The 21,914-nt window shown below is 72.4% G+C and carries 21 protein-coding genes and 1 pseudogene; 11 read left to right on the forward strand and 11 right to left on the reverse strand.

Annotated elements, in window-relative coordinates; all coding sequences use genetic code 11:
• Positions 1–101: 101 nt before the first annotated feature.
• The 6 genes and pseudogenes from LWF15_RS22720 to LWF15_RS22745 all read right to left on the reverse strand — a co-directional run bounded on the left by LWF15_RS22720 (position 102) and on the right by LWF15_RS22745 (position 6,925).
• Positions 102–1,838 carry a pilus assembly protein TadG-related protein gene (locus LWF15_RS22720; protein WP_232812924.1) on the reverse strand — a complete coding sequence of 579 codons (1,737 nt, stop codon included), beginning with the start codon at positions 1,836–1,838 and terminating at the stop codon, positions 102–104.
• Positions 1,835–2,341 (reverse strand): TadE/TadG family type IV pilus assembly protein, encoded by a 507-nt coding sequence (locus tag LWF15_RS22725; RefSeq protein WP_232812925.1) that lies wholly within the window; start codon positions 2,339–2,341, stop codon positions 1,835–1,837. Before LWF15_RS22725 ends, LWF15_RS22720 begins: the two co-directional genes overlap by 4 nt.
• 177 nt (positions 2,342–2,518) lie before the next feature.
• A complete protein-coding gene (locus LWF15_RS22730) occupies positions 2,519–3,919 on the reverse strand; it encodes a hypothetical protein (RefSeq protein WP_232812926.1) in 1,401 nt (466 codons plus the stop codon).
• Between the two features lie 116 nt (positions 3,920–4,035).
• Positions 4,036–4,668: pseudogene (locus tag LWF15_RS22735) on the reverse strand (ABC transporter ATP-binding protein); the annotation flags it as partial.
• 153 nt (positions 4,669–4,821) lie between these two features.
• Complete coding sequence (locus tag LWF15_RS22740) at positions 4,822–6,606, reverse strand: AMP-dependent synthetase/ligase (RefSeq protein ID WP_232812928.1); 1,785 nt, start codon at positions 6,604–6,606, stop codon at positions 4,822–4,824.
• A gap of 172 nt (positions 6,607–6,778) precedes the next feature.
• Positions 6,779–6,925: a hypothetical protein gene (locus LWF15_RS22745; protein WP_232812929.1), complete on the reverse strand. Its 147-nt coding sequence runs from the start codon at positions 6,923–6,925 to the stop codon at positions 6,779–6,781.
• A gap of 43 nt (positions 6,926–6,968) precedes the next feature.
• Between LWF15_RS22745 and LWF15_RS22750 the strand changes: the two genes are divergently transcribed.
• From LWF15_RS22750 to LWF15_RS22780, 7 genes are all read left to right on the forward strand, one after another.
• Positions 6,969–7,208 carry a hypothetical protein gene (locus LWF15_RS22750; protein ID WP_232812930.1) on the forward strand — a complete coding sequence of 80 codons (240 nt, stop codon included), beginning with the start codon at positions 6,969–6,971 and terminating at the stop codon, positions 7,206–7,208.
• Between the two features lie 99 nt (positions 7,209–7,307).
• Entirely contained in the window at positions 7,308–7,751 is a 444-nt protein-coding gene (locus LWF15_RS22755; RefSeq protein WP_232812931.1) for an SRPBCC family protein, read from the forward strand.
• A gap of 4 nt (positions 7,752–7,755) precedes the next feature.
• Positions 7,756–8,958, forward strand: a complete 1,203-nt coding sequence (locus LWF15_RS22760; RefSeq protein ID WP_232812932.1) for an ArsA family ATPase — start codon at positions 7,756–7,758, stop codon at positions 8,956–8,958.
• A complete protein-coding gene (locus LWF15_RS22765) occupies positions 8,958–9,317 on the forward strand; it encodes a hypothetical protein (protein WP_232812933.1) in 360 nt (119 codons plus the stop codon). Before LWF15_RS22760 ends, LWF15_RS22765 begins: the two co-directional genes overlap by 1 nt.
• 89 nt (positions 9,318–9,406) lie before the next feature.
• On the forward strand, positions 9,407–10,357 hold the full coding sequence (locus LWF15_RS22770; RefSeq protein WP_232812934.1) for an ROK family glucokinase: 951 nt from the start codon (positions 9,407–9,409) through the stop codon (positions 10,355–10,357).
• Positions 10,354–11,337, forward strand: a complete 984-nt coding sequence (locus LWF15_RS22775; protein ID WP_332879924.1) for an ROK family glucokinase — start codon at positions 10,354–10,356, stop codon at positions 11,335–11,337. The genes LWF15_RS22770 and LWF15_RS22775 overlap by 4 nt, the downstream gene beginning before the upstream one ends.
• Positions 11,338–11,383: 46 nt before the next feature.
• A complete protein-coding gene (locus LWF15_RS22780) occupies positions 11,384–12,079 on the forward strand; it encodes an endonuclease/exonuclease/phosphatase family protein (protein WP_232812935.1) in 696 nt (231 codons plus the stop codon).
• A gap of 13 nt (positions 12,080–12,092) precedes the next feature.
• On the opposite strand, the gene LWF15_RS22785 is transcribed toward LWF15_RS22780, so the two are convergent.
• Complete coding sequence (locus tag LWF15_RS22785) at positions 12,093–12,728, reverse strand: hypothetical protein (protein ID WP_232812936.1); 636 nt, start codon at positions 12,726–12,728, stop codon at positions 12,093–12,095.
• Positions 12,725–13,531: an alpha/beta hydrolase gene (locus LWF15_RS22790; protein ID WP_232812937.1), complete on the reverse strand. Its 807-nt coding sequence runs from the start codon at positions 13,529–13,531 to the stop codon at positions 12,725–12,727. Before LWF15_RS22790 ends, LWF15_RS22785 begins: the two co-directional genes overlap by 4 nt.
• A 301-nt stretch (positions 13,532–13,832) precedes the next feature.
• Between LWF15_RS22790 and LWF15_RS22795 the strand changes: the two genes are divergently transcribed.
• The 3 genes from LWF15_RS22795 (at position 13,833) to LWF15_RS22805 (ending at position 17,281) form a co-directional block, all read left to right on the forward strand.
• On the forward strand, positions 13,833–14,690 hold the full coding sequence (locus tag LWF15_RS22795) for a 1-acyl-sn-glycerol-3-phosphate acyltransferase (protein WP_352396672.1): 858 nt from the start codon (positions 13,833–13,835) through the stop codon (positions 14,688–14,690).
• A gap of 105 nt (positions 14,691–14,795) precedes the next feature.
• Entirely contained in the window at positions 14,796–16,232 is a 1,437-nt protein-coding gene (locus tag LWF15_RS22800; protein ID WP_408623801.1) for a class II 3-deoxy-7-phosphoheptulonate synthase, read from the forward strand.
• The gene (locus tag LWF15_RS22805) at positions 16,229–17,281 is read left to right on the forward strand and encodes a threonine aldolase family protein (protein WP_232812940.1); all 1,053 of its coding nucleotides are present in this window, start codon (positions 16,229–16,231) and stop codon (positions 17,279–17,281) included. The genes LWF15_RS22800 and LWF15_RS22805 overlap by 4 nt, the downstream gene beginning before the upstream one ends.
• 40 nt (positions 17,282–17,321) lie before the next feature.
• Here LWF15_RS22805 and LWF15_RS22810 read toward each other — a convergent pair whose 3' ends face one another.
• The 3 genes from LWF15_RS22810 to LWF15_RS22820 all read right to left on the reverse strand — a co-directional run bounded on the left by LWF15_RS22810 (position 17,322) and on the right by LWF15_RS22820 (position 21,348).
• The gene (locus LWF15_RS22810; protein WP_232812941.1) at positions 17,322–17,849 is read right to left on the reverse strand and encodes a GNAT family N-acetyltransferase; all 528 of its coding nucleotides are present in this window, start codon (positions 17,847–17,849) and stop codon (positions 17,322–17,324) included.
• Positions 17,846–20,020 carry a Stk1 family PASTA domain-containing Ser/Thr kinase gene (locus LWF15_RS22815; RefSeq protein ID WP_232813018.1) on the reverse strand — a complete coding sequence of 725 codons (2,175 nt, stop codon included), beginning with the start codon at positions 20,018–20,020 and terminating at the stop codon, positions 17,846–17,848. The genes LWF15_RS22810 and LWF15_RS22815 overlap by 4 nt, the downstream gene beginning before the upstream one ends.
• Before the next feature lie 104 nt (positions 20,021–20,124).
• The gene (locus tag LWF15_RS22820; RefSeq protein WP_232812942.1) at positions 20,125–21,348 is read right to left on the reverse strand and encodes a lytic transglycosylase domain-containing protein; all 1,224 of its coding nucleotides are present in this window, start codon (positions 21,346–21,348) and stop codon (positions 20,125–20,127) included.
• A gap of 206 nt (positions 21,349–21,554) precedes the next feature.
• Between LWF15_RS22820 and LWF15_RS37765 the strand changes: the two genes are divergently transcribed.
• Positions 21,555–21,911 carry an Rv2175c family DNA-binding protein gene (locus LWF15_RS37765; RefSeq protein ID WP_352396670.1) on the forward strand — a complete coding sequence of 119 codons (357 nt, stop codon included), beginning with the start codon at positions 21,555–21,557 and terminating at the stop codon, positions 21,909–21,911.
• Positions 21,912–21,914: the final 3 nt, after the last annotated feature.

Below are 21,914 nucleotides of genomic sequence, written 5' to 3' on the forward strand. Positions count from 1 at the left end.
CATTCTCGGATCTGCACCGGCGGTGTACCCGTCCGGGACTGCATTCTGTCGCATCACGGGCGCGCAGAGTGGTCGTTGTTATCTGATCGATGTGCGAACGGTCACGGCCGGGCACCGTCCAGATCCGCTACCAGCAGGGCCTCTTTGGGCATACCGGCGCCCAGGAAGGGGCCGACGGTGGCTGATCCCGAGGTCACCGCGGGCAGGTAACCGGGGTCCACCACGTAACCCTCGAGGCCGGTGAGACGCCCGTTGCGCCAGAGCAGGCCGCGCCCGCTGGTGTCGCCGTCGATCCAGACGTAGCGGAAAGACGTGATCCGGTAGTCGTTCCCGAGGCCGAGCGGTTCCGGATCGATCACCGGCACCACGGCCAGGCGGTGACTGCGCACGGCGGCCGAGGTGATCCAGCCCTGGTTCGCCGGCCCGGCCGCCACCCCCTGGGTGAGAAGGGTTCTCAGCGACTGGGACGAGCCGCCCGTGTAGCGGGGGTCGAGCAGGTGTGGGCTCTCGAACAGACTGGTGGCGTCGACCTGGTAGCCGTTGGTGGACTCGACCCCGTTGCCGGTGTCGCCGATCAGCCGCCCTGGCCGCCCACCACCGGATTCGAGCAACCCGCGGCGCAGCGACTCCGAGAACTGGCTCGGTGTGCCCAGGTTCAGGCAGTCGGTGGATCCGCTGAGGATCGAGCCGACGCACGCGAGGGTGCCCCCGACGAGCGTTCCCGAATGGGGTCGCAGGTTCACCTGAGGCCCCGAACGGACGTTGTTCTCCAGCGCCGTCGCCAGGTCGCCGGTGTCCTGGCGAGCCAGTTGCACCACTGGTGCGCTGCTTTCGCAGGTTCCAGGGGTCGGTGGCGGGTCGGTGGCGGGTGGGGTGCCTGCATAAGTCAGATTGAGGACGTTTGTGGTGAAGGAGTCTCGATAGAGCCTTCCGGTCGCCCAGAGTTGGGCAGTGGAGCCGGCCTGACCTGGGGGAAGAGTGACGCGGAAGGTGCGCAGCCCGGTTCGCTCACTGGGCAGGGGTGTCGTGGTGCCGTCCGGCGTCTTCCAGCGGAACCGGACGTCGCTCGGCCACTGCCACAGGCTGTACACGGTCAGCCGGAAGGAGGTGGTCGCCCCGCTGACCGGAATGCCCTCACCACTGAGTGCGCGCAGCCGGACGGTACCCGCGGGGACATCGGTTGCGGAGTAACGCCCTGATGTCGATGGGGCAGTAGAAAGGGGAGTGACAGGCGGGGTTTCCGGCTCCTGGACGCAGAACCGCCCGGAGGTGACCTCTTCCGGGGTGAGGGCGAAGGGCAGGATGCCGGAGCCGAGCGGGGTGCCGATCCGGGCGGTGGCCGAGCGCTGGATGCTTGCCTTCTCGAAACCGAGGGCCCCGGCCAGGCCGAACTCCACGGTGGTGGGGGGAAGCAGCACCCGCAGCGCCTGGCTCGGGGTGGACAGGTCGCTCACCGCGTCGGCGAGCCCGACCCGGCCGTCGGTGTCGGAGTCGGTGAAGAAGGTGACCTCGCCGTTGCCGGGATCACCGTCCGTCCACTGCTGCGGGTCGATACCGGTGCGGGAGCGGCAGAGTTCGCCGCTCTCCTCGCGATGGGTGCAGATCGCGGTGAGCGTGGTGGTCAGCTGGTCGATCGCGCCCTCGGGCTCGATGATCGTGGGCAGCCCCTTCGCCGCGGCCAGGGCCAGCCGGTCGGCCAGGGCCTGCAGGTCGTTCTGCCGCAGGTAGGCCCGGCCGAGATCGACCGCCAGGGCGGCCACCCCGAGCAAGAAGGTCGAGATCGCCAGCGTGGTCACGATCGCCACCACCCCGGCCTCGCTACGCGCCCCGTGTCTCACGACGGCTTCGCCGAGCCCAGGCAGCCGGTCAGGCCGGAGCCCAGCACGCTCTGCACCGAGGCGGTGGAGCTTCGGGTGATCGTGTCGGGGAAGGGGACCAGCGGGATACCGAGGTCGAAGGCCCGGTAGGTGGCGGTGATCCGGACCTGGCCGAGGATCCGCTGCGGGGTCTGGGTGACCCGCCCCTCGTGATCCAGCCATTCCAGCCGGGAGGTGGCGACATCGGCCGGGCTGAGCCCGTTCTCGGTGACCGCCGAGCCGAGCAGCCGGTCGAACGAGGCGCAGTCGCCGATCCCGGTGGCGGCGTCGCGGCCGGCCTGGTCGAGCGCCGCGCTGAACGACTGCAACTGGAACAGGCCGTAGCCGTACTGGATCACACCGCACAGGAAGAGCATGAGAAGGGGCAGCACCAGAGCGAACTCGACGGCGACGGCGCCCCGGTCCGGCGCCCGCGAGCAGGTGGGTACGGCGATCGGGGCAGCGGTGGCTCGCCGGACGAGCACCAGGCACCTCCTCGCTACGGTCAGCACCAGGTGACTCACGCTCTGCAGCCCTCTGGTCCCGCACAGTCTGCATCATCTGGGGCGCAGTCAGGGCAGAATGCCGAGATCGGGGCGAAACCTGTCCTATTTATGGGGGACTGTCGGTGAAATCATCGACTGTGACTGGGGGTTTCCCCATCAGACAGGCGTCGAGACGGTGCTCAGGGCCCGCGCTCGCAGGGCCGGGTCCTCGTCCCACTCGCGCAGTGCACGGTAGATGCGGCGCAGGCCGAGTGCCGTGACGGCGACGGTGAGGGCGGCGCCGGCCGGGGCCATGCCAGGTTCGGCGCACAACGAGAAGAACACTGCGACAACGGTGGTGCGTACGGCCAAGGAGGCGGCGTACCTGGCCATGGCCAGCGGTGGGGCGGGCTGGTCACGAGTCTCGCGCAACCCGGCCGGGTAGGGGTTGCGCACCGACCAGAGGGTGCACAGCCCGGTCACCTGGGCGGTGGTCGCGACCACCGCCCCGATCACGGCCACCACCGCGGCCACGCCCGGCGGGCCGGGCGCCCGGGCGGCGCCGAGCACGGCCACCAGCCCGGCCGCGACCAGACAGACCTCGGCGATCACGAGGATCCGGGCCAGCAGCATGATTCTCGGCGGGCAGGGCAGGCTTTCCCGCCAGAGGGCGCCCGGCCCGTCGAGCGCCAGAGCGTTGACCCCGAAGAGCAGGCCGGCGCCGGAGGCGGCGAGGCTGGGCAGGAGCACGAGCATCGGCCAGTCCAGCCCGGCGGCGACGGCGGCCAGTGCCGGGGCGGCGGTCAGCGCGATCATGCCCCGGCGTAGCGGGGGCGAACGCCAGACGCCGGCGCGGTCGAGTCGCAGGGCGGCGCCGAGCGAGGTGCGGGCCGCCGGCCGGGGGCGCACGGTGCGGCTCTCCAGACGCGTGCGGTCGCGCTCCGGGGCGAGCATTACGGCCTCGCAGCAGCGCCGCCCCAGCACGAGCCCGGTCATCGTGACGGCGGCCAGGAAGAGCAGGAGCTGAACGCCTGCGACGAGGTCTCCGGAACCGGCCTGTACCGCCCGGACCAGCAGGTGCCGGGTGGGGGCGGCGTCGAGCACGTCGGCCATCCGCCCGGTGAGCAGCAGGGCCGCCAGCGCCGCGATCGCCGCCGCGAAGACCGCGCGGACCAGCATCGTGCCGCCTCGCGTGGTGCGGGCCAGCTCGACCAGCCAGCCCGCCGCCTGAGCCACCACCGTGACGGTGAGAACCCAGGCCAGGCCGGCCAGCAGTACAGCTGCAGCCGGCCCGGGGGCGGCGCCGAAGCCCCAGGCCGAGACCGCGACCAGGGTCAGGGTGGGCAGCATCCAGGCCACGTTCAGCGGGGCCAGCAGCAGGGCGCCCAAGTGCTCGGCCCCCGGGCTGACCGGGAAGGCGACCGTCTGAGCGCGCGGCAGCAGGGTGCGCGGCCCGTTGCCGGCGGTGGCCAGGACGGTGGCCACCGCGAAACCCAGCCAGGCGCTGGGCAGCAGGAGCGCCGCGTCCTGACGTCCCCCGGCAGGCAACCACAGACCAATGGCGACCGCGACGGCCACGGCGAGTGGAAGCGTCCCTAATCCCGCTCTTGTGCGCCAACGCGCACCGGCCGGCACCGCCCCGAGACGAAAGGCGACCAGGGCGCGAACCTCGGCCGCCGCTGCGGGAAATCCGGTCACGACAACAGGGCCTTGTACCGCCGGGCACCTTCCGGCCCCGACAGGTCGGCGATGAGGCCGGAAGCGACCGACCGCCCACCGCGCAGCACCACTGCGTCGGTGCAGACCCGCCCGGCCAGGTCGAGCAGATGCGTGGAGACCAGCACCGCACTACCGGCCGCGCGCAGTTCCTCGATCAGATCGACGGTCGCATCCACCCCCAGGGGGTCGACCCCGTCGAACGGCTCGTCGAGCAGAAGCACCGCAGGGGAGTGCAGCGCGGCCAGCACCACGGAGAGCCGCCGGCCCATGCCGTGGGAGAAACCCGCGGTGATCCGGTGCGACTGGGCCGCCAGGTCGAAACGCTCCAGAAGATCGCGGGCCCGCGACTCCCAGCCCTGTAGGCCGCGCAGCCGGGCGGAGAGTTGCAGGTGCTCCCAGGGACTGGCGCGGGGCACCAGCCCACCCACGTCTGGGCAGTAGCCGGTGACCCGGCGGGCGGCCAGCGGATCGGTACGTACGTCGATCCCTCCCACCCGGACCTCGCCCGCGGTGGCCGGCAGCACCCCGGCCAGGACCCGCATCGCGGTGGACTTGCCTGCGCCGTTGCGCCCGACCAGAGCCAGCGCCTGCCCGGGGCGGACGGTCAGGTCGAGCCCGGCGACCGCGGTCACCGGCCCGAAGCCGACCACCAGATCCCGGGCGCGGACTGAGATGTCCCCGTTCACCTCTCCAGTCTGACCAAGGCCGTCCCCGGTGCGGGGGACGACGGGCGAATCTCACCCCACGGTGAGAAGGGCCGCTCAGCCGTACAGCTTCTCCACGTCGTCCGCGAAGTCCTTCAGGATGACCGAGCGCTTCAGGCTCTGCTTGGGCGTCAGATGCCCCGACTGCTCGGTGAAGTCGGTGCTCAGCACCCGGAACCGGCGCACCGACTCGGCCCGGCTGACCAGTGTGTTCGCCTTGTCCACGGCGGTCTGCAGCTCGGCCAGCACGTCCGGGTCGGCGGCCGCCGCACTCACGTCCAGGGCCGGCTTGCCCCGGTTGGCCAGCCAGGTCGGCAGCATCTCGGCGTCCAGCGTGATCAGCGCGGCCACGTAGGGCTTCTGGTCGCCCACCACGATGCACTGCGAGATCAGCGGGTGACCGCGCATCCCGTCCTCCAGCACCGTCGGGATCACGTTCTTGCCGTTGGCGGTGACCAGGATCTCCTTCTTGCGCCCGGTGATCGACAGGAAGCCGTCCTCGTCGAGCGAGCCCAGGTCGCCGGTGGCGAACCAGCCGTCGTGCAGGGCCTCGGCGGTGGCCTGGGAGTTGTTGGCGTAACCGCGCATCACACCGATGCCGTACGCCTCGATCTCGCCGTCGTCGCCGATCCGTACACCCATGCCCTGCAACGGCCGCCCGACCGTGCCGATCCGGTTGACCGCGAGGGTGTTGCAGCTGACCGGAGCGGTGGTCTCGGTCAGGCCCCAGCCCTCCAGCACCGGCAGGCCGACACCGCGGAAGAAGTGGCTCAGATCCTTGCCGAGCGGGGCGCCGCCGGAGACCGAGGCCTTCAGGCGGCCACCGGTGGCCGTACGCAGCTTGGCGTAGACCAGCTTGTCGAACAGGCCGTGCTGCAGGCGCAGACCCAGCCCTGGGCCGCCGGCGTCGAGCGACTGGCTGTACCGGATCGCCACCTGGGCGGCCCAGGCGAAGATCTTGCCCCGCCCGCCGGCCATCGCCTTGGCCTCGGCCCCGTTGTAGATCTTCTCGAACACCCGGGGCACGGCCAGCAGGAAGGTGGGCTTGAAACCGTCCAGGTCGGCCAGGAGGTTCGCGGTGGTCGGGGTGTGCCCCAGGACCGAGCCGTTGACGATGCACAGCGCCTGGATGTAGCGGGCGAACACGTGCGCCAGGGGAAGGAACAGCAGGGTGCTGGCCTGGTCGTTGACCAGGTCGCCGAAGCCCACCCCGGCCGCCCGGGCGCCGCCCACGAAGTTGCCGTGGGTGAGCTCGCAGCCCTTGGGCCGGCCGGTGGTGCCGGAGGTGTAGATCAGCGTGGCCACGGTGTCGAGCGTGGCGATCGCCCGGCGCTCGTGGATCACCTCGTCGCCGACCTCGGAGCCCAGTTCGCCGAGCGTCGCGATCGCGCCGTCGTCGATGGTCAGGACCTCGCGCAGACCGCTCACCTCGCCCCGGACCTGCCCGACCGTCTCGCGGTGGGCGGCGGTCTCGACCACGATCGCGACCGCGCCGGAGTCGGCCAGGATCCAGCGCACCTGCTCGGCCGAGGAGGTCTCGTAGACCGGGACCGAGATCCCGCCGGCGAACCAGATCGCCACGTCCAGCAGCGTCCACTCGTAGCGGGTGCGGGCCATCAGGGCCACCCGGTCACCGGGCTGCACCCCGAGGGCGACCAGGCCCTTGGCGCAGCTCACGACCTCACCGAGGAACTCGGCGGCGGTGACGTCCTGCCAGCCGGCCGCTACCGGCCGGCGGAACGAGACGTGGTGGGGCCGTTTCTCCGCATTTCCCACCACGATGTCGCAGAGGCTCTCCTCGGCGTCGAGGGGAAAAGACCTGGGGACGATGATCTCGCGCACTCGCTGAGCCTATGCCGCCGAACCGGGTAATTCCGAGTGATGGATCACGCTCCTGACGACCGGACGGCGCAAATCCGATGAAAAACCCGAGAAATCCGCGAAAGCTGCGGTCGGCCTCGACCAGCGGGGGCAGTTTCTGTCACCCGGACGGCCGATAGTTCACCCGAGCGGCTCAGGAACGGCGTCCGGCGGCCGACAGATGCGCGGTGACCGGCTCACCCTCGTCGTCCAGCCCGCCGTCGACCGGTGATTCCCGGCGGTGCCGGGAGTGCGGCGCGCGACTGAAGCCGGGGGACGAGTGGTGCTCCCTCTGTTTCACCCCCACCTCCGAGCCCGAACCTGAGCCCGAGCCGGTGGTCGCGGTGCCCGCCCCGAGGAAGGGCCGGCACCTGCGGGGGCCGGAGGACGAGGCCCGGGCCGGGGAGTTGCTCGCCGGGCTGGCGGCGCATGAGTCGGCCGCCAGTTCGTCGTTCACCGTGCTCAAGGCGCACCTCGCACTGGGGCAGCTGCCCGGGGGCAAGTACGCGGTGGCGTTCGGCGGGGGAGTGCTGCTGCTGGTGGTCCTGATGGTCGGCCTGACCCTGCTCGGCCTGCTGGTCTGAATCTGGTCCGAGGTCTGCCCGGACACGGCGTCTGGTGCCGCGGGGAGTTGGCGGTAACGTTCGCCGGGCAGCCCCCGTCAGAGCCAGAGAGAGGCCCGCATGGCCGACCAGACCGAGTCGAGCGTCGTGATCGACTCCGCGCCGGGGAACGTCCTCGCGGTGATCGCCGACTTCGAGCGCTACCCGCAGTGGGCCGGCGCCGTCAAAGAGGTCGAGATCCTCGACCGGCAGGCGGACGGACGGGCGGCCCGGGTGCGGTTCACCCTCGACGCCGGTGCCGTACGCGACACCTACTCGCTGGACTACAGCTGGGACTTCGACGCGGACGGGGTCGGCGAGCTCTCCTGGAAGCTGGACGAGTCCGGGGTGATGCGGGCGATGGACGGCAGCTACCGGCTGACTCCCAGCGGCCCGGGCACCAAGGTCACCTACACGCTGGCCATCGATCTGCGCATCCCGATGCTGGGCATGCTGCGGCGCAAGGCCGAGAAGGCGATCGTCGACACCGCCCTCACCGAGCTGAAGAAGCACGTGGAGTCCTGAGCCGGTGCGCCTGCTGGTGATCACCGGTCCGGGTGGGGTGGGCAAGACCACCGTCGCCGCCGCGACCGGTGTCCAGGCGGCGCAGCTCGGGTCGAAAGTACTGGTGGCGTCGCTGGATCCGGCGCAGTCGCTGGCCGACGGTCTGGATGCAGCTCTGGGGCCGGAGCCGGTCGAGGTGGCCGCCGGACTGTGGGCCGTGCAGGTCGACGCGCCGGCCACGGCCGCCCGGATCTGGGCCCCGGTGCAGGAGATCGCCCAGGACGCGCTGGAGGAGCTGGGGGTCGACCCGGTGTCGGCCGAGGACCTGGCCGGGCTGCCCGGGCTGGACGAGCTGTTCGCCCTGCTCGCCGTGGCCGAGCAGGTGCGGTCGGGACGGTGGGACCTGGTGGTGCTCGACTGCCCGCCCTCGGTGCCGGCCTTCCGGCTGCTCTCGGCGCCGCAGGCGCTGGGCCGGTTGCTGCAGCGGTTGCTGCCGATCGAGCGCCGGATCGGGCGACTCCTGGATCCCGGGCGCACCGGCGACCCGCTCGTTGAGGCGGTGGACCGGCTGGCCGGGGAGCTCACTTCGGTGGGGGCCGTGCTGAGCGCCGACAGTACGTCGGTGCGTCTGGTGCTCACGCCGGAGGCGGGGGTGGTGGCCGGGTGCCGACGGCTGTTCACCGCCCTGAGCATGGCCGGTTTCGCAGTGGACGCTGTGGTCGCCAACCGGGTTCTCCCAACTTTCGGGCCCCAATTGAAGACGTCTGTGAGCGAGTCGGCACCGACGTCCACCATTGGTTGGATGGGCGAACGGGTACGCCGGCAGGAAACCGTGCTGAACGACCTTGCTGAGTCTTTCGGGTCTGTGCCGGTGGTGAGGATCGAGCACGCGGCGCAGGAGCCACGGGGGCTGGGTCAGCTCTCTGCCCTGGGGGCGGAGTTGTCTCCGGTGCTCGACGAGCCGCTGCCCCCGATGCCGCGCTTCGAGATAGACCGCAGCGAGAGCGGCTTCACGCTTCGGCTGCCCATGCCCCTGGCCCGCCGCGAGGAGCTGGACCTGGGGCGGAGGGGGGACGAGCTGGTGATCGCCGTGGACGGTTACCGCAGTGTGCTGGCGTTGCCCAGTGTGCTGCGGCGGTGTCAGGTGCAGGGAGCCCGACTGCGAGAAGGAGTGCTTTCCGTGGAGTTCGTGCCGGACCCCGACGAGTTTCCCTCCCGGTGGCTGTGATGGAGCACCGTCACCTGGATGCTGAGGCGCTGGCCGCGGCGCTCCCGGGGGAGTGGGCCGACGACGCACGCCTGGCCCTGACCGCACTGCAGGACGCGCTCACCCCCGAAACCGAAGAGACACCCTGCCCCGTGTGCGCGGGGGTCACAGCAATCTGCGACCACGGCCCGGTCCTGCTCGACCGCCTGGCCGAACTCGCGACCGGGCTGGCGCGGACGATACGGGAATTCACTCCGGAGAACGCGCCGGACAATGCGGGTGAAACGGGCACTCCGGCCTCCCGCGACTGCGTCCGGGGTACCGCGCCGACCCACCGCCCCCCGCCGCCCACTACCGTTCCGATCAACGTCTCGGACTGAGCGCCCCGGCACCTGCGGGGAAGGCCTCTTCCGGACAGCACTGACGACTGTCCCGGACAGGGACTCGAACGGGTAAGGGGATCCTCGGAGTGGAACTCACCATCGGGGTGGACGTCGGCGGCACCAAGATCGCCGCCGGTGTGGTTGACGCCGACGGGCGGATTCTCGAGCGCCTACGGGTACCGACTCCCGAGACCGTCGAGCTGATCGACGCGAGCATCGCCGAGGCCGTCGAGAAGCTGAAGGGCACGGCCCCTGGCGCCCAGGTCTCGGCCGTGGGCGTGGCCGCGGCCGGCTTCGTGAACGAGCACCGCACCACCGTCCGCTTCGCCCCCAACATCGCCTGGCGGGAACACCCGCTGGCCGAGGCGGTGGGCGGGCGGGTCGGGCTGCCGGTCGTGGTGGAGAACGACGCCAACGCCGCGGCCTGGGCCGAGTTCCGGTTCGGGGCCGGCCTGGACGTCTCCGACATGGTCATGGTCACCGTCGGCACCGGCGTGGGCGGCGGCATCGTGCTGGACGGCAAGCTGGTGCGCGGTGCCTTCGGGATCGCCGCCGAGATCGGGCACCTGCGGGTGGCGCCGAACGGCCGGCCCTGCGGCTGCGGCCAGCTCGGCTGCTGGGAGCAGTACGCCTCCGGCCGGGCCCTGGTGCGCGCGGCCCGGGACCTGGCGATCAGCGACCCGGAGGCGGCCGCCCCGCTGCTGGCGGCGGCCGGCGGCCAGGTGGACCGGCTGGTCGGCAGCATGATCACCGAGGTCGCGCTGGCCGGTGACCCGGCCGCGGTCGGCCTGTTCGCCCAGCTCGGCCGCTGGCTCGGCGAGGGGGTGGCCTCCCTGGCCAACCTGCTCGACCCGGCCGTGGTGGTGATCGGCGGCGGCGTGGCCGACGCCGGCGACCTGCTGATGGTGCCGGCCCGCGAGGCCTTCGCCGAGCACCTCTCCGGCGCCGCCAACCGTCCGCACCTGCAGCTGCGCCTGGCCGAGATGGGCAACGACGCGGGCATCATCGGCGCCGCCGACCTGGCCCGCACGCGATGACCGGACCGGACCCGCGCGGCCTCGCGATCGGGGTCGACATCGGGGGCACGAAGGTGGCCGCCGGAGTGGTCGACGCCAGCGGGGCGGTGATCGCCCGCGCCCGGCGGGCCACCCCGTCGCGGCACGCCTCGGCGCGGGTGGTCGAGGCCACCATCGCCGAGGTGGTGGCCGAGCTGCGCGAGGGCCGGGAGATCCTCGGGGTGGGCATCGGCGCGGCCGGTTTCGTCGACGCCGACCGGGCCCGGGTGCTGTTCGCCCCGCACCTGTCCTGGCGCAACGAGCCGCTGCGGGACGGGGTGGCGGCGGCTGTCGGGCTGCCGGTGATCGTCGAGAACGACGCCAACGCCGCAGCCTGGGCCGAGTGGCGGTTCGGGGCCGGGCGGGCCGAGTCGCGGCTGGTGATGGTCACGCTCGGCACCGGGATCGGCGGCGGGATCGTCACCGACGGGGCGATCCAGCGCGGCCGGTACGGCATGGCCGGGGAGTTCGGGCACATGGTGGTGGTGCCGGACGGGCGCCGTTGCGAGTGCGGCAACCGGGGCTGCCTGGAGCAGTACGCCTCGGGCAACGTGCTGGGGCGCGAGGCCCGGGAGATGGCGGCGGCCGGCTCACCGGTCACGGTGCCGCTGGTGCAGCGGGTCAAGGGGGACCACTCGGCGCTGGTCGGGCCGCTGATCACCGAGGCCGCGATGGACGGCGACCCGGCCGCGGTGGAGCTGTTCCACGAGGTCGGGCACTGGCTCGGGATCGGGCTCGCCAACCTGGCCGCGGCTTTGGACCCGGGTCTGTTCGTGATCGGCGGCGGGGTCTCCGACGCCGGGGACCTGCTGCTGGCCCCGGCCCGGGAGTCGTTCCGCCGCACCCTGACCGGGCGCGGGTTCCGGCCGTTCGCCTCGATCGTCAAGGCGGCCCTGGGGCCCGAGGCCGGGCTGGTCGGGGCCGCCGACCTGGCCCGGCGCGAGGCCGTGACCCTTTCCTGATCGTCCGGTGTTCGGAAAGTCGTTGGATCGTTGGCGAGGAGAGGGCATGGAGCCGTCGTCGCGGATCAGGATCTTGAGCTGGAACGTGCGGCATCTGCAGGGGGATCCGCTGGCCGTGCACCGGGTGGTGCGGGCCGCCGACCCGGACGTGTTCTGTCTGCAGGAGGGCCCGCGCCTTCCGGGGACGCAGGGGCAGTTCCAGCGGCTGGCCCGGGCCTGCGGGATGCACCACCTGGCCGGGGGCCGGACGGCGGGCAGCAACGCGGTGTTCGTCTCCGGGCGGATGCGGGCGAAGGACGTGGCCGCCTTCACCTTCCCGCTGGGGCACTGGCGGGACAACCGGCGGGGTGCGGTGCTGGCCAGTGTGCAGCTGCTGGAGGGTGGGCCGGCGTTGCGGATCGCCTCGGTGCACCTGCCGCTCGACCAGGCCCAGCGGCTGGGGCACGTGCGGTCGCTGAGCCGTCAGCTGGCCGACTTCGGGCTGCCCGCGGTGCTGGCCGGTGACCTGAACGAGGCCCCCGGCGGGGAGTCCTGGAAGGCGCTGGAGCCGCTGGTGGCCGATCCGGCCCCGAAGGCGCCGCTGACCTTCTCGACCGTCTCCCCGCGGCGGCGGATCGACGCGATCCTCACCGGCCGGGGCATCGAGGTGCTCGAGTACGGCGTCTGGACCCCGGATCCCCGGGACGCCCGGCTGGCCAGCGACCACCTGCCGGTGGTGGCCGACATCCAGGTGCGCGGGTAGCCGTTACGGGCGGTCAGACCACGGCGCCGTCGTCACCGTCGTCGTCCCGGTGCTTGGGCATCCGGGCGACGAGGGTGACGAAGCCGCCGGCGAAGGCGGCCAGCGCGACGAGGATGTACAGCTGCGGCGGGCGCCAGACGAGCACCGACATCAGCATGAACAGCGGGCCACCGATGACCGCGGCCCAGGCCAGGCGGCCGACCAGGTCACCCCGGGGCAGCGGCGGGGGCTCGGGCGGCTCGTAACCGCGCTCCGGCTCGGCGGTGGGGGAGTAGTCGCGCGGGCCGGCGCCGCGCAGCTCGTCCGGCAGTTCGTCCGGGTCGTCGAAGCCGAGCGGGCCGAGGTCGCGCCCACCCGCACCGACCGGCTGCGGCGGTTCCTCGCCGGCGAACTCCCAGTCGTTGCCCCACTCGGAGCCGCGCATCCGGCCCGGCGAGGGAGCGGCGTCCGGGTCCTCGTCCTCGTAGTGCCGGCGGGCCTCGGCCGCCTCGTCGGGCGTGGGCCAGGCCCGGGGCGGCTCGTCGCCCCAGTTGGCCACGATCGCGGCGAAGCGCGCGTCGATGTCGAGCCGGTCGGGCTGCTCGTCGCCCGCGCTGCGCTCGGCGTCGGTGTCGCCGTCGCGGTCGGGCGGGTCGCCGGCGGTGCTCATCGTGTTCTCCCCGCCACGCCGACGGCCGGCGGCGCACCGGCGAGGTCGGCGAGGAAGCTCAGACTGCGCCGCAGGATCTCGCCCGCGTCGTTGTCGATCGTCGCCACGTGATAACTGTCTCGCAGGATCACCTCGTCGGCGCGGGAAGAGGTCACCCGGTCGAGGATGAGGGCACTGCTGCTGGCCGGCACGACGTGGTCCTCGGTCGAGCGGAGGACCAGCAGGGGCTGGCTCACCGCGGGCAGGTCCGCGACCACCGTGCGGTAGCCACGCAGCATCGAGTGTAAGGCGTGGGACGGGATCCGGTCATAGGCATCCTCCTTCACCCCTGGCCTCTTGACGTCGTTGCCGACCGGCGGGAGCCACGGCAGCACCCAGCGCAGCACCGGAAGGGCGCCCAGTCTGGGATCGGTCAGCCGCACCGCGGGGTTGACCAGGATCACCCCGTCGACCCCGGGCAGCGGCCCGGGATTGTGCGCCGGGCCGTACTTCTGGGCCAGCGCCAGGGCCAGGGCGCCGCCCATCGAGAGCCCGCCGACCGCCACCACCCGGCAGCGCCGGCGCAGGTCCCGGAAGGTGGTCTCGGCCTCGGCGAGCCAGTCGGGCCAGCCGGTGCGGGCCATGTCCCGCACCGAGGTGCCGTGCCCGGGCAGGCGCGGCAGGCGGACCGTGCGCCCGGCCGCCGCCAGGCTCTCGGCCCAGGGGCGCAGGCTGCTGGGATTGCCGGTGAAGCCGTGCAGGAGCAGGACTCCGACGTCGTCGCCGTCCCGGGCGAAGGCCTCGGCTCCCGGGCGGACGGTCACGGCGGCTCCTCGGGGATCGTGGCTCCGGGCGGTTCGTCGCCAGGCCGCCATCGTTACACGCGCCCGCGTACTTATCGAGGGGATCGCCGGAACCGGGGGCCGACCGTTCGCGTCAAGCCGGCACGCCTGCCGCCGCACCGGCCGATCCGTGGTCTTTTCACCAGGAAGCGGGCGGACGGATGGTGCATCGTGACGGTGGGGCCGCCGACAATGGGTAGTCTGCGCGTCGGCCGCGTGGTGTTGGAGGCGGCCGTCGTTTCGTCTGTTGCGCACACGTGCGCGCGCGGTCAAGGAGGTGGCGATGCTCTACTGGCTGCTGCGGCGCATTCTTCTCGGACCACTGATCCGAGTGCTGTACAGGCCGTGGGTGAAAGGCCTGGAGAACATCCCGGTCGACGGTCCGGCGATCCTGGCCAGCAATCACCTGTCGTTCTCGGACCACTTCTTCCTGCCGATGCACGTCGACCGGAGGATCACCTTCCTGGCGAAGGCCGAGTACTTCAACGGCCGCGGGATCAAGGGCCGGCTGACCGCCTCGTTCTTCCGGGGCGTCGGGCAGATCCCGATCGAGCGCTCCGGCGGCCGGGCCTCCGAGGCGGCCCTGCGCACCGGGATGAAGGTGCTGGAGAAGGGGCAGCTGCTGGGGATCTACCCGGAGGGCACCCGCTCACCGGACGGGCGGCTGTACCGCGGCCGGACCGGGGTGGCCCGGATGGCGCTGGAGTCCGGGGTGCCGGTGATCCCGGTGGCGATGATCTCAACCTTCGAGGTGCAGCCGGCCGGCCGGCTGATCCCCAAGCTGCTGCCCAAGGGCGAGGTCGGGGTGGTGATCGGCGAGCCGCTGGACTTCTCCCGCTACGAGGGGATGAGCACCGACCGGTTCGTGCTCCGCTCGGTCACCGACGAGATCATGTACCAGCTCATGGTGCTGTCCGACCAGGAGTACGTGGACATCTACGCGGCGACCATGAAGGAGCGCCTGGCCTCGGCCCGGCGCGGTGGTGCGGAGGGCCGGCTGCCCTCCGGGCACGCCGAGCTCCAGGTCACCCCCGGCGGTCACGCCGCCGCGCCGCCCCCGGCCGGGGAGTCCGACGCCGGTAACCCGGCCGCGGGTGAGGAGAAGGACAAGAAGAAGGCGGAGGACGGCGACGCCGCCTGATGCTCTTGGTGCCGGGCCCGGTGTGCGATGCACGCCGGGCCCGGCCTTTGCCCGGAAGATCTGCGGCCGGGGACTCGTGCGCCGGAGGAAGTCCGATCTCCCGGAATGGGCTTGCGTCCTGCCCGTACTCTTGTCGACGTGAGCGCCCCACTGCATCCCATCACCAGTGCCGACCTGTACCCCACGAGCACTCCGGACACGGCGGCCGCGGCTCTCGAGGCCGGTCTCGACCTGTGGCGGGACAAGCCCGCCGCGCAGCAGCCGGAGTGGCCCGACCGGGCCAAACTGGAGGCGGTGGCGGCCGAACTGGCCTCGGTCCCGCCGCTGGTGTTCGCGGGCGAGTGCGACCTGCTGCGTGGTCAGCTGGCCGCCGCGGCCCGGGGCGAGGCGTTCCTGCTCCAGGGCGGTGACTGCGCCGAGACCTTCGCCGAGGCGACGGCCGACCGCATCCGCAACAAGATCAAGACGATGCTGCAGATGGCGGTGGTGCTGACCTACGGCGCCAGCATGCCGGTGATCAAGCTGGGCCGGATGGCCGGGCAGTACTCCAAGCCGCGCAGCAGCACCACCGAGACCCGGCAGGGGGTCACGCTGCCGGCCTACCGCGGCGACGCGATCAACGGCTTCCCGTTCGACGAGGCCTCGCGCATCCCCGACCCCGACCGGCTGCTGAAGGCGTACCACACCTCCGCCTCGACGCTGAACCTGATCCGGGCGTTCACCAAGGGCGGTTTCGCCGACCTGCGCCAGGTGCACGAGTGGAACCGCGGTTTCGTCTCCAGCCCGGCCAACGCCCGCTACGAGGCGATCGCCCGCGACATCGACCGGGCGATGAAGTTCATGATCGCGGCCGGCGGCGACTCGGACGCGCTGCGCACCGTCGACTTCTGGTCCAGCCACGAGGGTCTGCTGCTGGACTACGAGCGCGCCCTCACCCGGATCGACTCGCGCACCGGCTCGCCCTACAACGTCTCCGGCCACTTCATCTGGATCGGTGAGCGCACCCGTCAGCTCGACGGCGCGCACGTCGACCTGATGTCCCGGGTGCGCAACCCGATCGGCGTGAAGATCGGCCCGAAGACCACCCCGGACGACCTGATGGCCCTGGTCGACAAGCTCGACCCGGAGCGTGAGCCGGGCCGGCTGACGCTGGTCAGCCGGATGGGCGCGGGCAAGATCCGGGAGAACCTGCCCGCCCTGGCCGAGACCACGAAGAAGGAGGGTCTGCCGGTCCTGTGGATCTGTGACCCGATGCACGGCAACACCTTCGAGTCGGCCTCGGGCTACAAGACGCGCCGGTTCGACGACGTGATGGACGAGGTGCGCGGCTTCTTCGAGGTGCACAACGGCGTCGGCACCATCCCCGGCGGCCTGCACGTCGAGCTGACCGGCGACGACGTGACCGAGTGCCTGGGCGGCGCCGAGCACATCGACGACGCCGACCTGGCCATGCGCTACGAGACGCTCTGCGACCCGCGGCTGAACCACCAGCAGTCGCTGGAGATGGCCTACCTCGTCACCGAGATGCTGACCGGCCGATGAGCGCCGCCGTCGTCGACCTGCGCAGCGACACGCTGACCGGGCCGACCCCGGGCATGCTCGAGGCGATCGCCGCGGCCGAGGTGGGCGACGACGTCTACGGCGAGGACCCGGAGGTCAACGCGCTGGAGGCCGAGGTCGCGGCGCTGTTCGGGCACGAGGCGGCGCTGTTCTGCCCGACCGGCTCGATGGCCAACGTCCTGGGCGTGCGCGCGGTGGTGCCGGCCGGCCAGGAGGTGCTGTGCGACTCGATGGCCCACATCGTGCGGGCCGAGCTCGGCAGTCACGCCGTGGTCGGGCAGGTCACCACCCGGACCTGGCAGGCCGCCCGCGGTGCGTTCGAGGCCGACGTCGCGCTGGCGATGGCCGTGCCCGACGCGGGGCCGTACTTCGTCTCCACCGCGGCGATCGCGATCGAGGACACGCACAACTTCGGCGGCGGCACGGTGCAGTCGGTCGACGAGCTGCGCCGGCTGCGGGCCGGTGCGCAGGCGCTCGGGCTCTCGGTGCACCTGGACGGGGCCCGGCTGTGGAACGCGCACGTCGTCACCGGGGTGTCGTTCCAGGAGTACGGCTCGTTCGCCGACACGATCTCGGTCTGCCTGTCCAAGGGCCTCGGTGCACCGGTCGGCTCGGTGCTGGTGAGCAGCGCCGAGCGGATCGCCGAGGCGCGGATCTGGCGTAAGCGGCTGGGTGGCGGCATGCGTCAGGCCGGGATCCTCGCGGCCGCCGGGCGTTACGCGCTGAAGCACCACATCGAGCGGCTGGCCGAGGACCACGCGCACGCCCACGCCATCGCCACCGCGCTGGCCGGGGTGGACTCCTCGATCATCGAGCCGGAACTGGTGCAGACCAACATCGTGGCCACCACCTGGCCGTCGGCCACGGCGGCGCAGGCGTTCATCGCCGGCTGCACGGCCGAGGGGATCCGGGTCGGTGCGGTCGGGTCCCGGGTGGTCCGGCTGGTCACCCACCTGGACATCGACGAGGCGGCGGCGGGCCGGGCGGCCGACGTGCTCCCGGGCATCGCCAAGCAGGCTCTCACCGCCTGAACTGCACACCTGCTGCCGGGTTTCGCAGCCCGGCAGCAGGTCAGTCGTTGCGCAGGCGGCTGTACTGCACCAGGTCGTGCCAGTGGCCGCGGCGGAACTGCGTGCCCCGCAGCACCCCCTCGCGCGTGTAACCGGCCTTCTCCAGAGCCTTCTGCTCGGCGACGTTCTCCACGTCGGTGCTCGCCTCCACCCGGTTGACCGTGGTGTGCCGGAACAGCCACTCATAGGCCAGGCGCTGCGCGAGCGTGCCGACGCCCTGCCCGCGGGCGCCCGGGGCGATCGCGATGCCCAGGTTCAGCGCCTGACTGCCGCGGTTGGGCCCGTAGTGCACCGGATGCCAGCTGATCGTGCCCACCGGCTCGCCGGAAAGACAGACCAGCAGCGTGCCCTCGTCCTCGCCGAGCAGGCCGTTGACGTCCCAGCGCTCCTGATAGCTGTTCTGCCGCCGGATCATCGGCAGGAAGTCGCCGAACGCCGAGCCGTGCTCGGTGTCGTTGCGCCACCGGCCGAGCAGGGCCAGGTCTTCCGGCCCGACCGCGCGCAACGTGACCTGCGGCTGCCCGGTCACCAGATCTTCAGGACGATCTCGGTGCCCACGTCGACGTTGCCGGAGTTGGGCGTCTGCTCCTGCACGGTGTTGGAGAACGGGTTGTACTTCTCCTCCTTCACCCGCAGTCCCAGGCCCTCGAGCGTGGCCTTGGCCTGCTCGAAGTCCTGACCCTGCACGTTCGGCACCGCCACCTGGGGCGGCTGCTCGACCACGGTGAGCTTGACCGTGCTGCCCTTGGGCACCTGCTGGCCGGTGGCCGCCGGGTCCATGGCGGTGACCGTGCCCGGCGCCGCGCCCCCGGCCTGGAAGGGCTGGTTCACGATCTCGACCTTCAGGCCCCGGCTCTCCAGCAGCGGTTTGGCCTGGTCGATGTGCTGGCCCACCACGTTGTCGAGGGCGACCGGCTCGATGCCCTTGCTGATCACCAGCTTGATCTCGCGGCCGGGGGTGACCTCGTTCTCGGCCTTGGGCGTGGAGGAGATCACCTTGCCCTTCTCCACGTCGGCGCTGAACTTCTCCGAGGTGTCCCCGACGGCCAGGCCGACGCCCTCGAGCTCGGCGGTGGCCTCCTCGAGCGTCTTGCCCTTCACGTTCGGCACGGCCACCATCTCGCGGCCCTTGCTGACGATCAGCGTGACGGTGCCGTCCTTCTTCACGTCCTCGCCGCCGGCCGGGCTGGAGCCGATCACCGTGCCCTCGGCGACGCTGTCGCTGAACTCCTCGCGGACCTCGGCCTGCAGCCCCTGCAGCACGACCACGCGCTGGGCGTCGGCCACCCGCATCGCGGTGACCGCGGGGGTACGCACGTAGGAGCCCGGGCCGCCGGTGAACCACCAGATGCCGGTGAAGACCAGGGCCAGCACCACCACGATGCCCAGACCGGTGGTGATCGCGGCCCGGCGGCGGTTGCCGAAGAAGCCGGGCGGCGCCTCGTCCTCGTCGTGCACCCGCAGCCGCGGGACCATCGTCTCCTTGCTGGCCAGCCTGCCCTCCCGCCGCGACATCGTGCGGGTGGGCTGCGGGCCGGTGGCCGGAGCCGGACCGGGCGCGGGCTGGTACAGCGCGGTGGCCTGGTCGTCCACGGCCGGCTGGTAGAGGGCGGTGGCCTGGTCGTCGGCGTTCTGCTGGGACAGCGCCAGACCGGCGCTGCTCGGCGTGACGATCCGGGTGGGCCCGGCCGGGCTCAGGTCGGGCCGGTCGGAGCGGGAGTAGACGGCGGTGGCGTTGACCGCGGCGGAGGGCGGCACGGCGCCGAACTCCTGCGTGGAGTCACCCATCGCGACGGTCTGGGCGCTGCGCAGGTCGTCCGCGTCGGCGGCGCGCTCGTCGAGCAGGTGCGGCGGCACCGCGGCCCGGGCGGCCCGCAGCTCACTGAGCGCGGCGTCGCAGGTGGCCGGGCGACGGTCCGGGTTCGGGTCGGTCAGCCGCAGCACCAGCTGGTCGAAGCCGTCGGTCAGGTTGGGCGCGATCGAGCTGGGGGTGGGCACCCGCTCGTAGACGTGCCGGTAGGCCACCTGGATCGGGTCGTCGCCGGTGTACGGCTGACGACCGGTGAGCAGCTCGAACAGGATGATGCCGGCCGCGTAGACGTCGGCCCGGGCGTCGGCGTGGCCGTTGGCCACCAGTTCGGGGGAGAGGTAGGCGACGGTGCCCAGCAGTTCGTCGGTGGCGGCGCTGGCGATCGGCGCGGTGACCGCGGCGGCGAGGCCGAAGTCCGCGACCTTGATCCGGCCGTCGTCGGTGAGAATGACGTTCTCGGGCTTCACGTCGCGGTGCACGAAACCCGCCCGGTGGGCGGCGCCGAGCGCGCTGAGCACCGGCTCCAGCACCGAGACGCTCTCGCGGGGGGTGAGCGCACCGCGCTGCGACAGAACGTCGCGCAGCGTGCGCCCGGGCAGGTACTCCATGGCCAGGTAGAGCACGCCCGAGGTCTCGTCGGTGCCCTGGTCGAACACGCCGACCACGTTGGGGTGCGAGAGCTTGGCCGCCGACCGGGCCTCGTGCACGAACCGGGAGACGAACTCGGGGTCGTCGGCCAGGTTCTCGTGCATGACCTTGAGGGCGACCTCCCGGTCGAGCCGCCGGTCGACCGCGAGGTAGACCGTTGCCATTCCGCCGCGGGCGATCCGGGACCGGACCAGGTACCGCCCGTCGACCAGCCGGCCGACCAGTGGATCCTGGAGTGTCATGTCCACGTCCGGCAGTCTAAGGCCGACAGCGCGGGCTCAGTCCACATACCGCGTGAACCACAGGTCACAGGTGCATCGCAGACTACCGGCCGGGCGGTCGGCCATCAGCGGAATCGCAGTTTCAGCGTGCGCACGGTGGCGACGTAGCGCCGGGTGTCGGGGAAGGTGCCGTGGCGCCGCACCGAGGCCAGGCCCTGGTAGTAGCCGGCCAGGGCGGTCTGCTCGTCGGCGCGGTGGCCGAGGGCCAGCAGGAGCACTACCCCGGCGGTGATGTTGTCCCGGGCGTCGAGCAGGTCGAGCGGGCGTCCGAGCAGCTCGCCGGCCCAGGCCCCGGCCGAGGGCTGCACCTGCATGGTGCCGATCGCGTTGGCCGGGGAGACCAGGCGCTGGTCGAAAGCCGACTCCATCGAGGCCACGGCCAGGGCCAGGGCCGGGTCGAGGCCCAGGTGCACCGCGGTCGCGCGGACCAGCCCGCGCACGGTGGCCCGGTCGGGCACGTCGGCCCGGCGCAGCGCCTCCCGGTTGGTGGCGGCGGCGCGGGTGACGGCGGCCGGGTAGGAACGGTGGGGAAGATCACCGGCCGGGATCACCTCCCCGCGGCGGGTGCGGCGCCGGCGGGCGGCCTGCTCCCGGGTGGTGTCGGGGGGCTGAGGCCGTCTTCGTTCCGGTTCGGCCGGGAGGGCGGGCAGCCGGATCAGCTGACCGGTCTTCAGGACGGCGCCGGGCCGCAGGTTGTTGGCGGCCAGGACCGAACGACCCGAACACCCGGTCGTCCGGGCCACGCTCTGCAGGTCGTCGCCCGGCTTCACCCGGTAGGCGAGGGTGGGGGCGCCGCTGGTGTCGATCGGATGCAGCCCGGTGGCCGCGGCCCGGCGCCGGGCCCGGCTGTCCTCGTCCGGGTCGGCCGCCACCAGTGCGTCGAAAAGGACCTGCAGACCGGCTGTCCGCAGAGCGGCCGTAGGGCCGGGCGCGGGCGCGGCGGCCAGGTGGGGGATCGAGTCCGGGGTGGTGCCCGGGCGGCCGAGCAGCACCAGAGGTGGGGGCGTCGGCACCGGACGGGGTGGCCCCAGGCCGACGAGTGAGGCCAGCCGGGTGCGGCGCAGCAGCATCTGCAGGCCGGGCCCGGGCCGCCGGGCCCGGTGCCGGGCGGCGGGGATCGTCGCACTGCTCGTGACCGCAGTGGTGACTCGGGAGACGTCCTCAGTCTGCTTGGCGGTTCTGGGGGTCGCCGACGGGATGACCCCGGGCGCCCGCTCGGGGACCTGCTGGCCCCGGGCCGGTCCGGGCGGTCCGGGCAGGCCGAGAAGGGCTGCGGTCGGGTCGGTCATGGGCCAGGCATCCTCTCGGTCTCGCGTTGCCCGTGCTTCGTCCTCTCACCGGGACGGCCGGGATCAGCGGTCCGTCGGGGGCCATTGTGCAACAGAGAGTAGGCAATTAGCGACGACCTGTGATGTGGGCATGTCTTCGGCCGCGCCCGGGGCGCCGGACGTGGCACGCTGGGGACGTGTCAGACACACCCCAGGAAAACAACGACGTGCTCAGCCACGGCCCGGACGGCGAGCGGGTCTGGTTGCCCCTGCCCGATGTCGCCGAGCTGATCGGCACGGATTTCGGCAAGGTCCGCCGCATGCTGCAGGAACGCGTCCTGATCGGGATGCGCCGCGGGGAACGCAAGATCATGTGCGTGCCCGCGGAGCTGATCAAGGACGGGGCCCCGCTGCCCGACCTGCAGGGCACCCTCGTGGTGCTGGCCGACTCGGGCTTCTCCGACGAGGAGGCCCTGCGCTGGCTGTTCACCGAGGACGACTACCCCGGTACCCCGGTCGACGCCCTGCGCTCCGGACACCGCAAGACCGAGGTGCGGCGCCGGGCGCAGGCTCTGGCGTTCTGAGCG

Source organism: Kineosporia rhizophila, from assembly GCF_021277265.1.
Lineage (GTDB): Bacteria > Actinomycetota > Actinomycetes > Actinomycetales > Kineosporiaceae > Kineosporia > Kineosporia rhizophila.

What these genes read in the sequence shown, in the direction of transcription:
- LWF15_RS22755 (WP_232812931.1), top strand. Translation starts at nt 7,308, where the DNA reads ATGGCCGACCAGACCGAGTCGAGCGTCGTGATCGACTCCGCGCCGGGG.
- LWF15_RS22765 (WP_232812933.1), top strand. Translation starts at nt 8,958, where the DNA reads ATGGAGCACCGTCACCTGGATGCTGAGGCGCTGGCCGCGGCGCTCCCG.
- LWF15_RS22775 (WP_332879924.1), top strand. Translation starts at nt 10,354, where the DNA reads ATGACCGGACCGGACCCGCGCGGCCTCGCGATCGGGGTCGACATCGGG.
- LWF15_RS22780 (WP_232812935.1), top strand. Translation starts at nt 11,384, where the DNA reads ATGGAGCCGTCGTCGCGGATCAGGATCTTGAGCTGGAACGTGCGGCAT.
- LWF15_RS22785 (WP_232812936.1), bottom strand. Translation starts at nt 12,728, where the DNA reads ATGAGCACCGCCGGCGACCCGCCCGACCGCGACGGCGACACCGACGCC.
- LWF15_RS22795 (WP_352396672.1), top strand. Translation starts at nt 13,833, where the DNA reads ATGCTCTACTGGCTGCTGCGGCGCATTCTTCTCGGACCACTGATCCGA.
- LWF15_RS22800 (WP_408623801.1), top strand. Translation starts at nt 14,796, where the DNA reads ATGGGCTTGCGTCCTGCCCGTACTCTTGTCGACGTGAGCGCCCCACTG.
- LWF15_RS22805 (WP_232812940.1), top strand. Translation starts at nt 16,229, where the DNA reads ATGAGCGCCGCCGTCGTCGACCTGCGCAGCGACACGCTGACCGGGCCG.
- LWF15_RS22815 (WP_232813018.1), bottom strand. Translation starts at nt 20,020, where the DNA reads ATGACACTCCAGGATCCACTGGTCGGCCGGCTGGTCGACGGGCGGTAC.
- LWF15_RS22820 (WP_232812942.1), bottom strand. Translation starts at nt 21,348, where the DNA reads ATGACCGACCCGACCGCAGCCCTTCTCGGCCTGCCCGGACCGCCCGGA.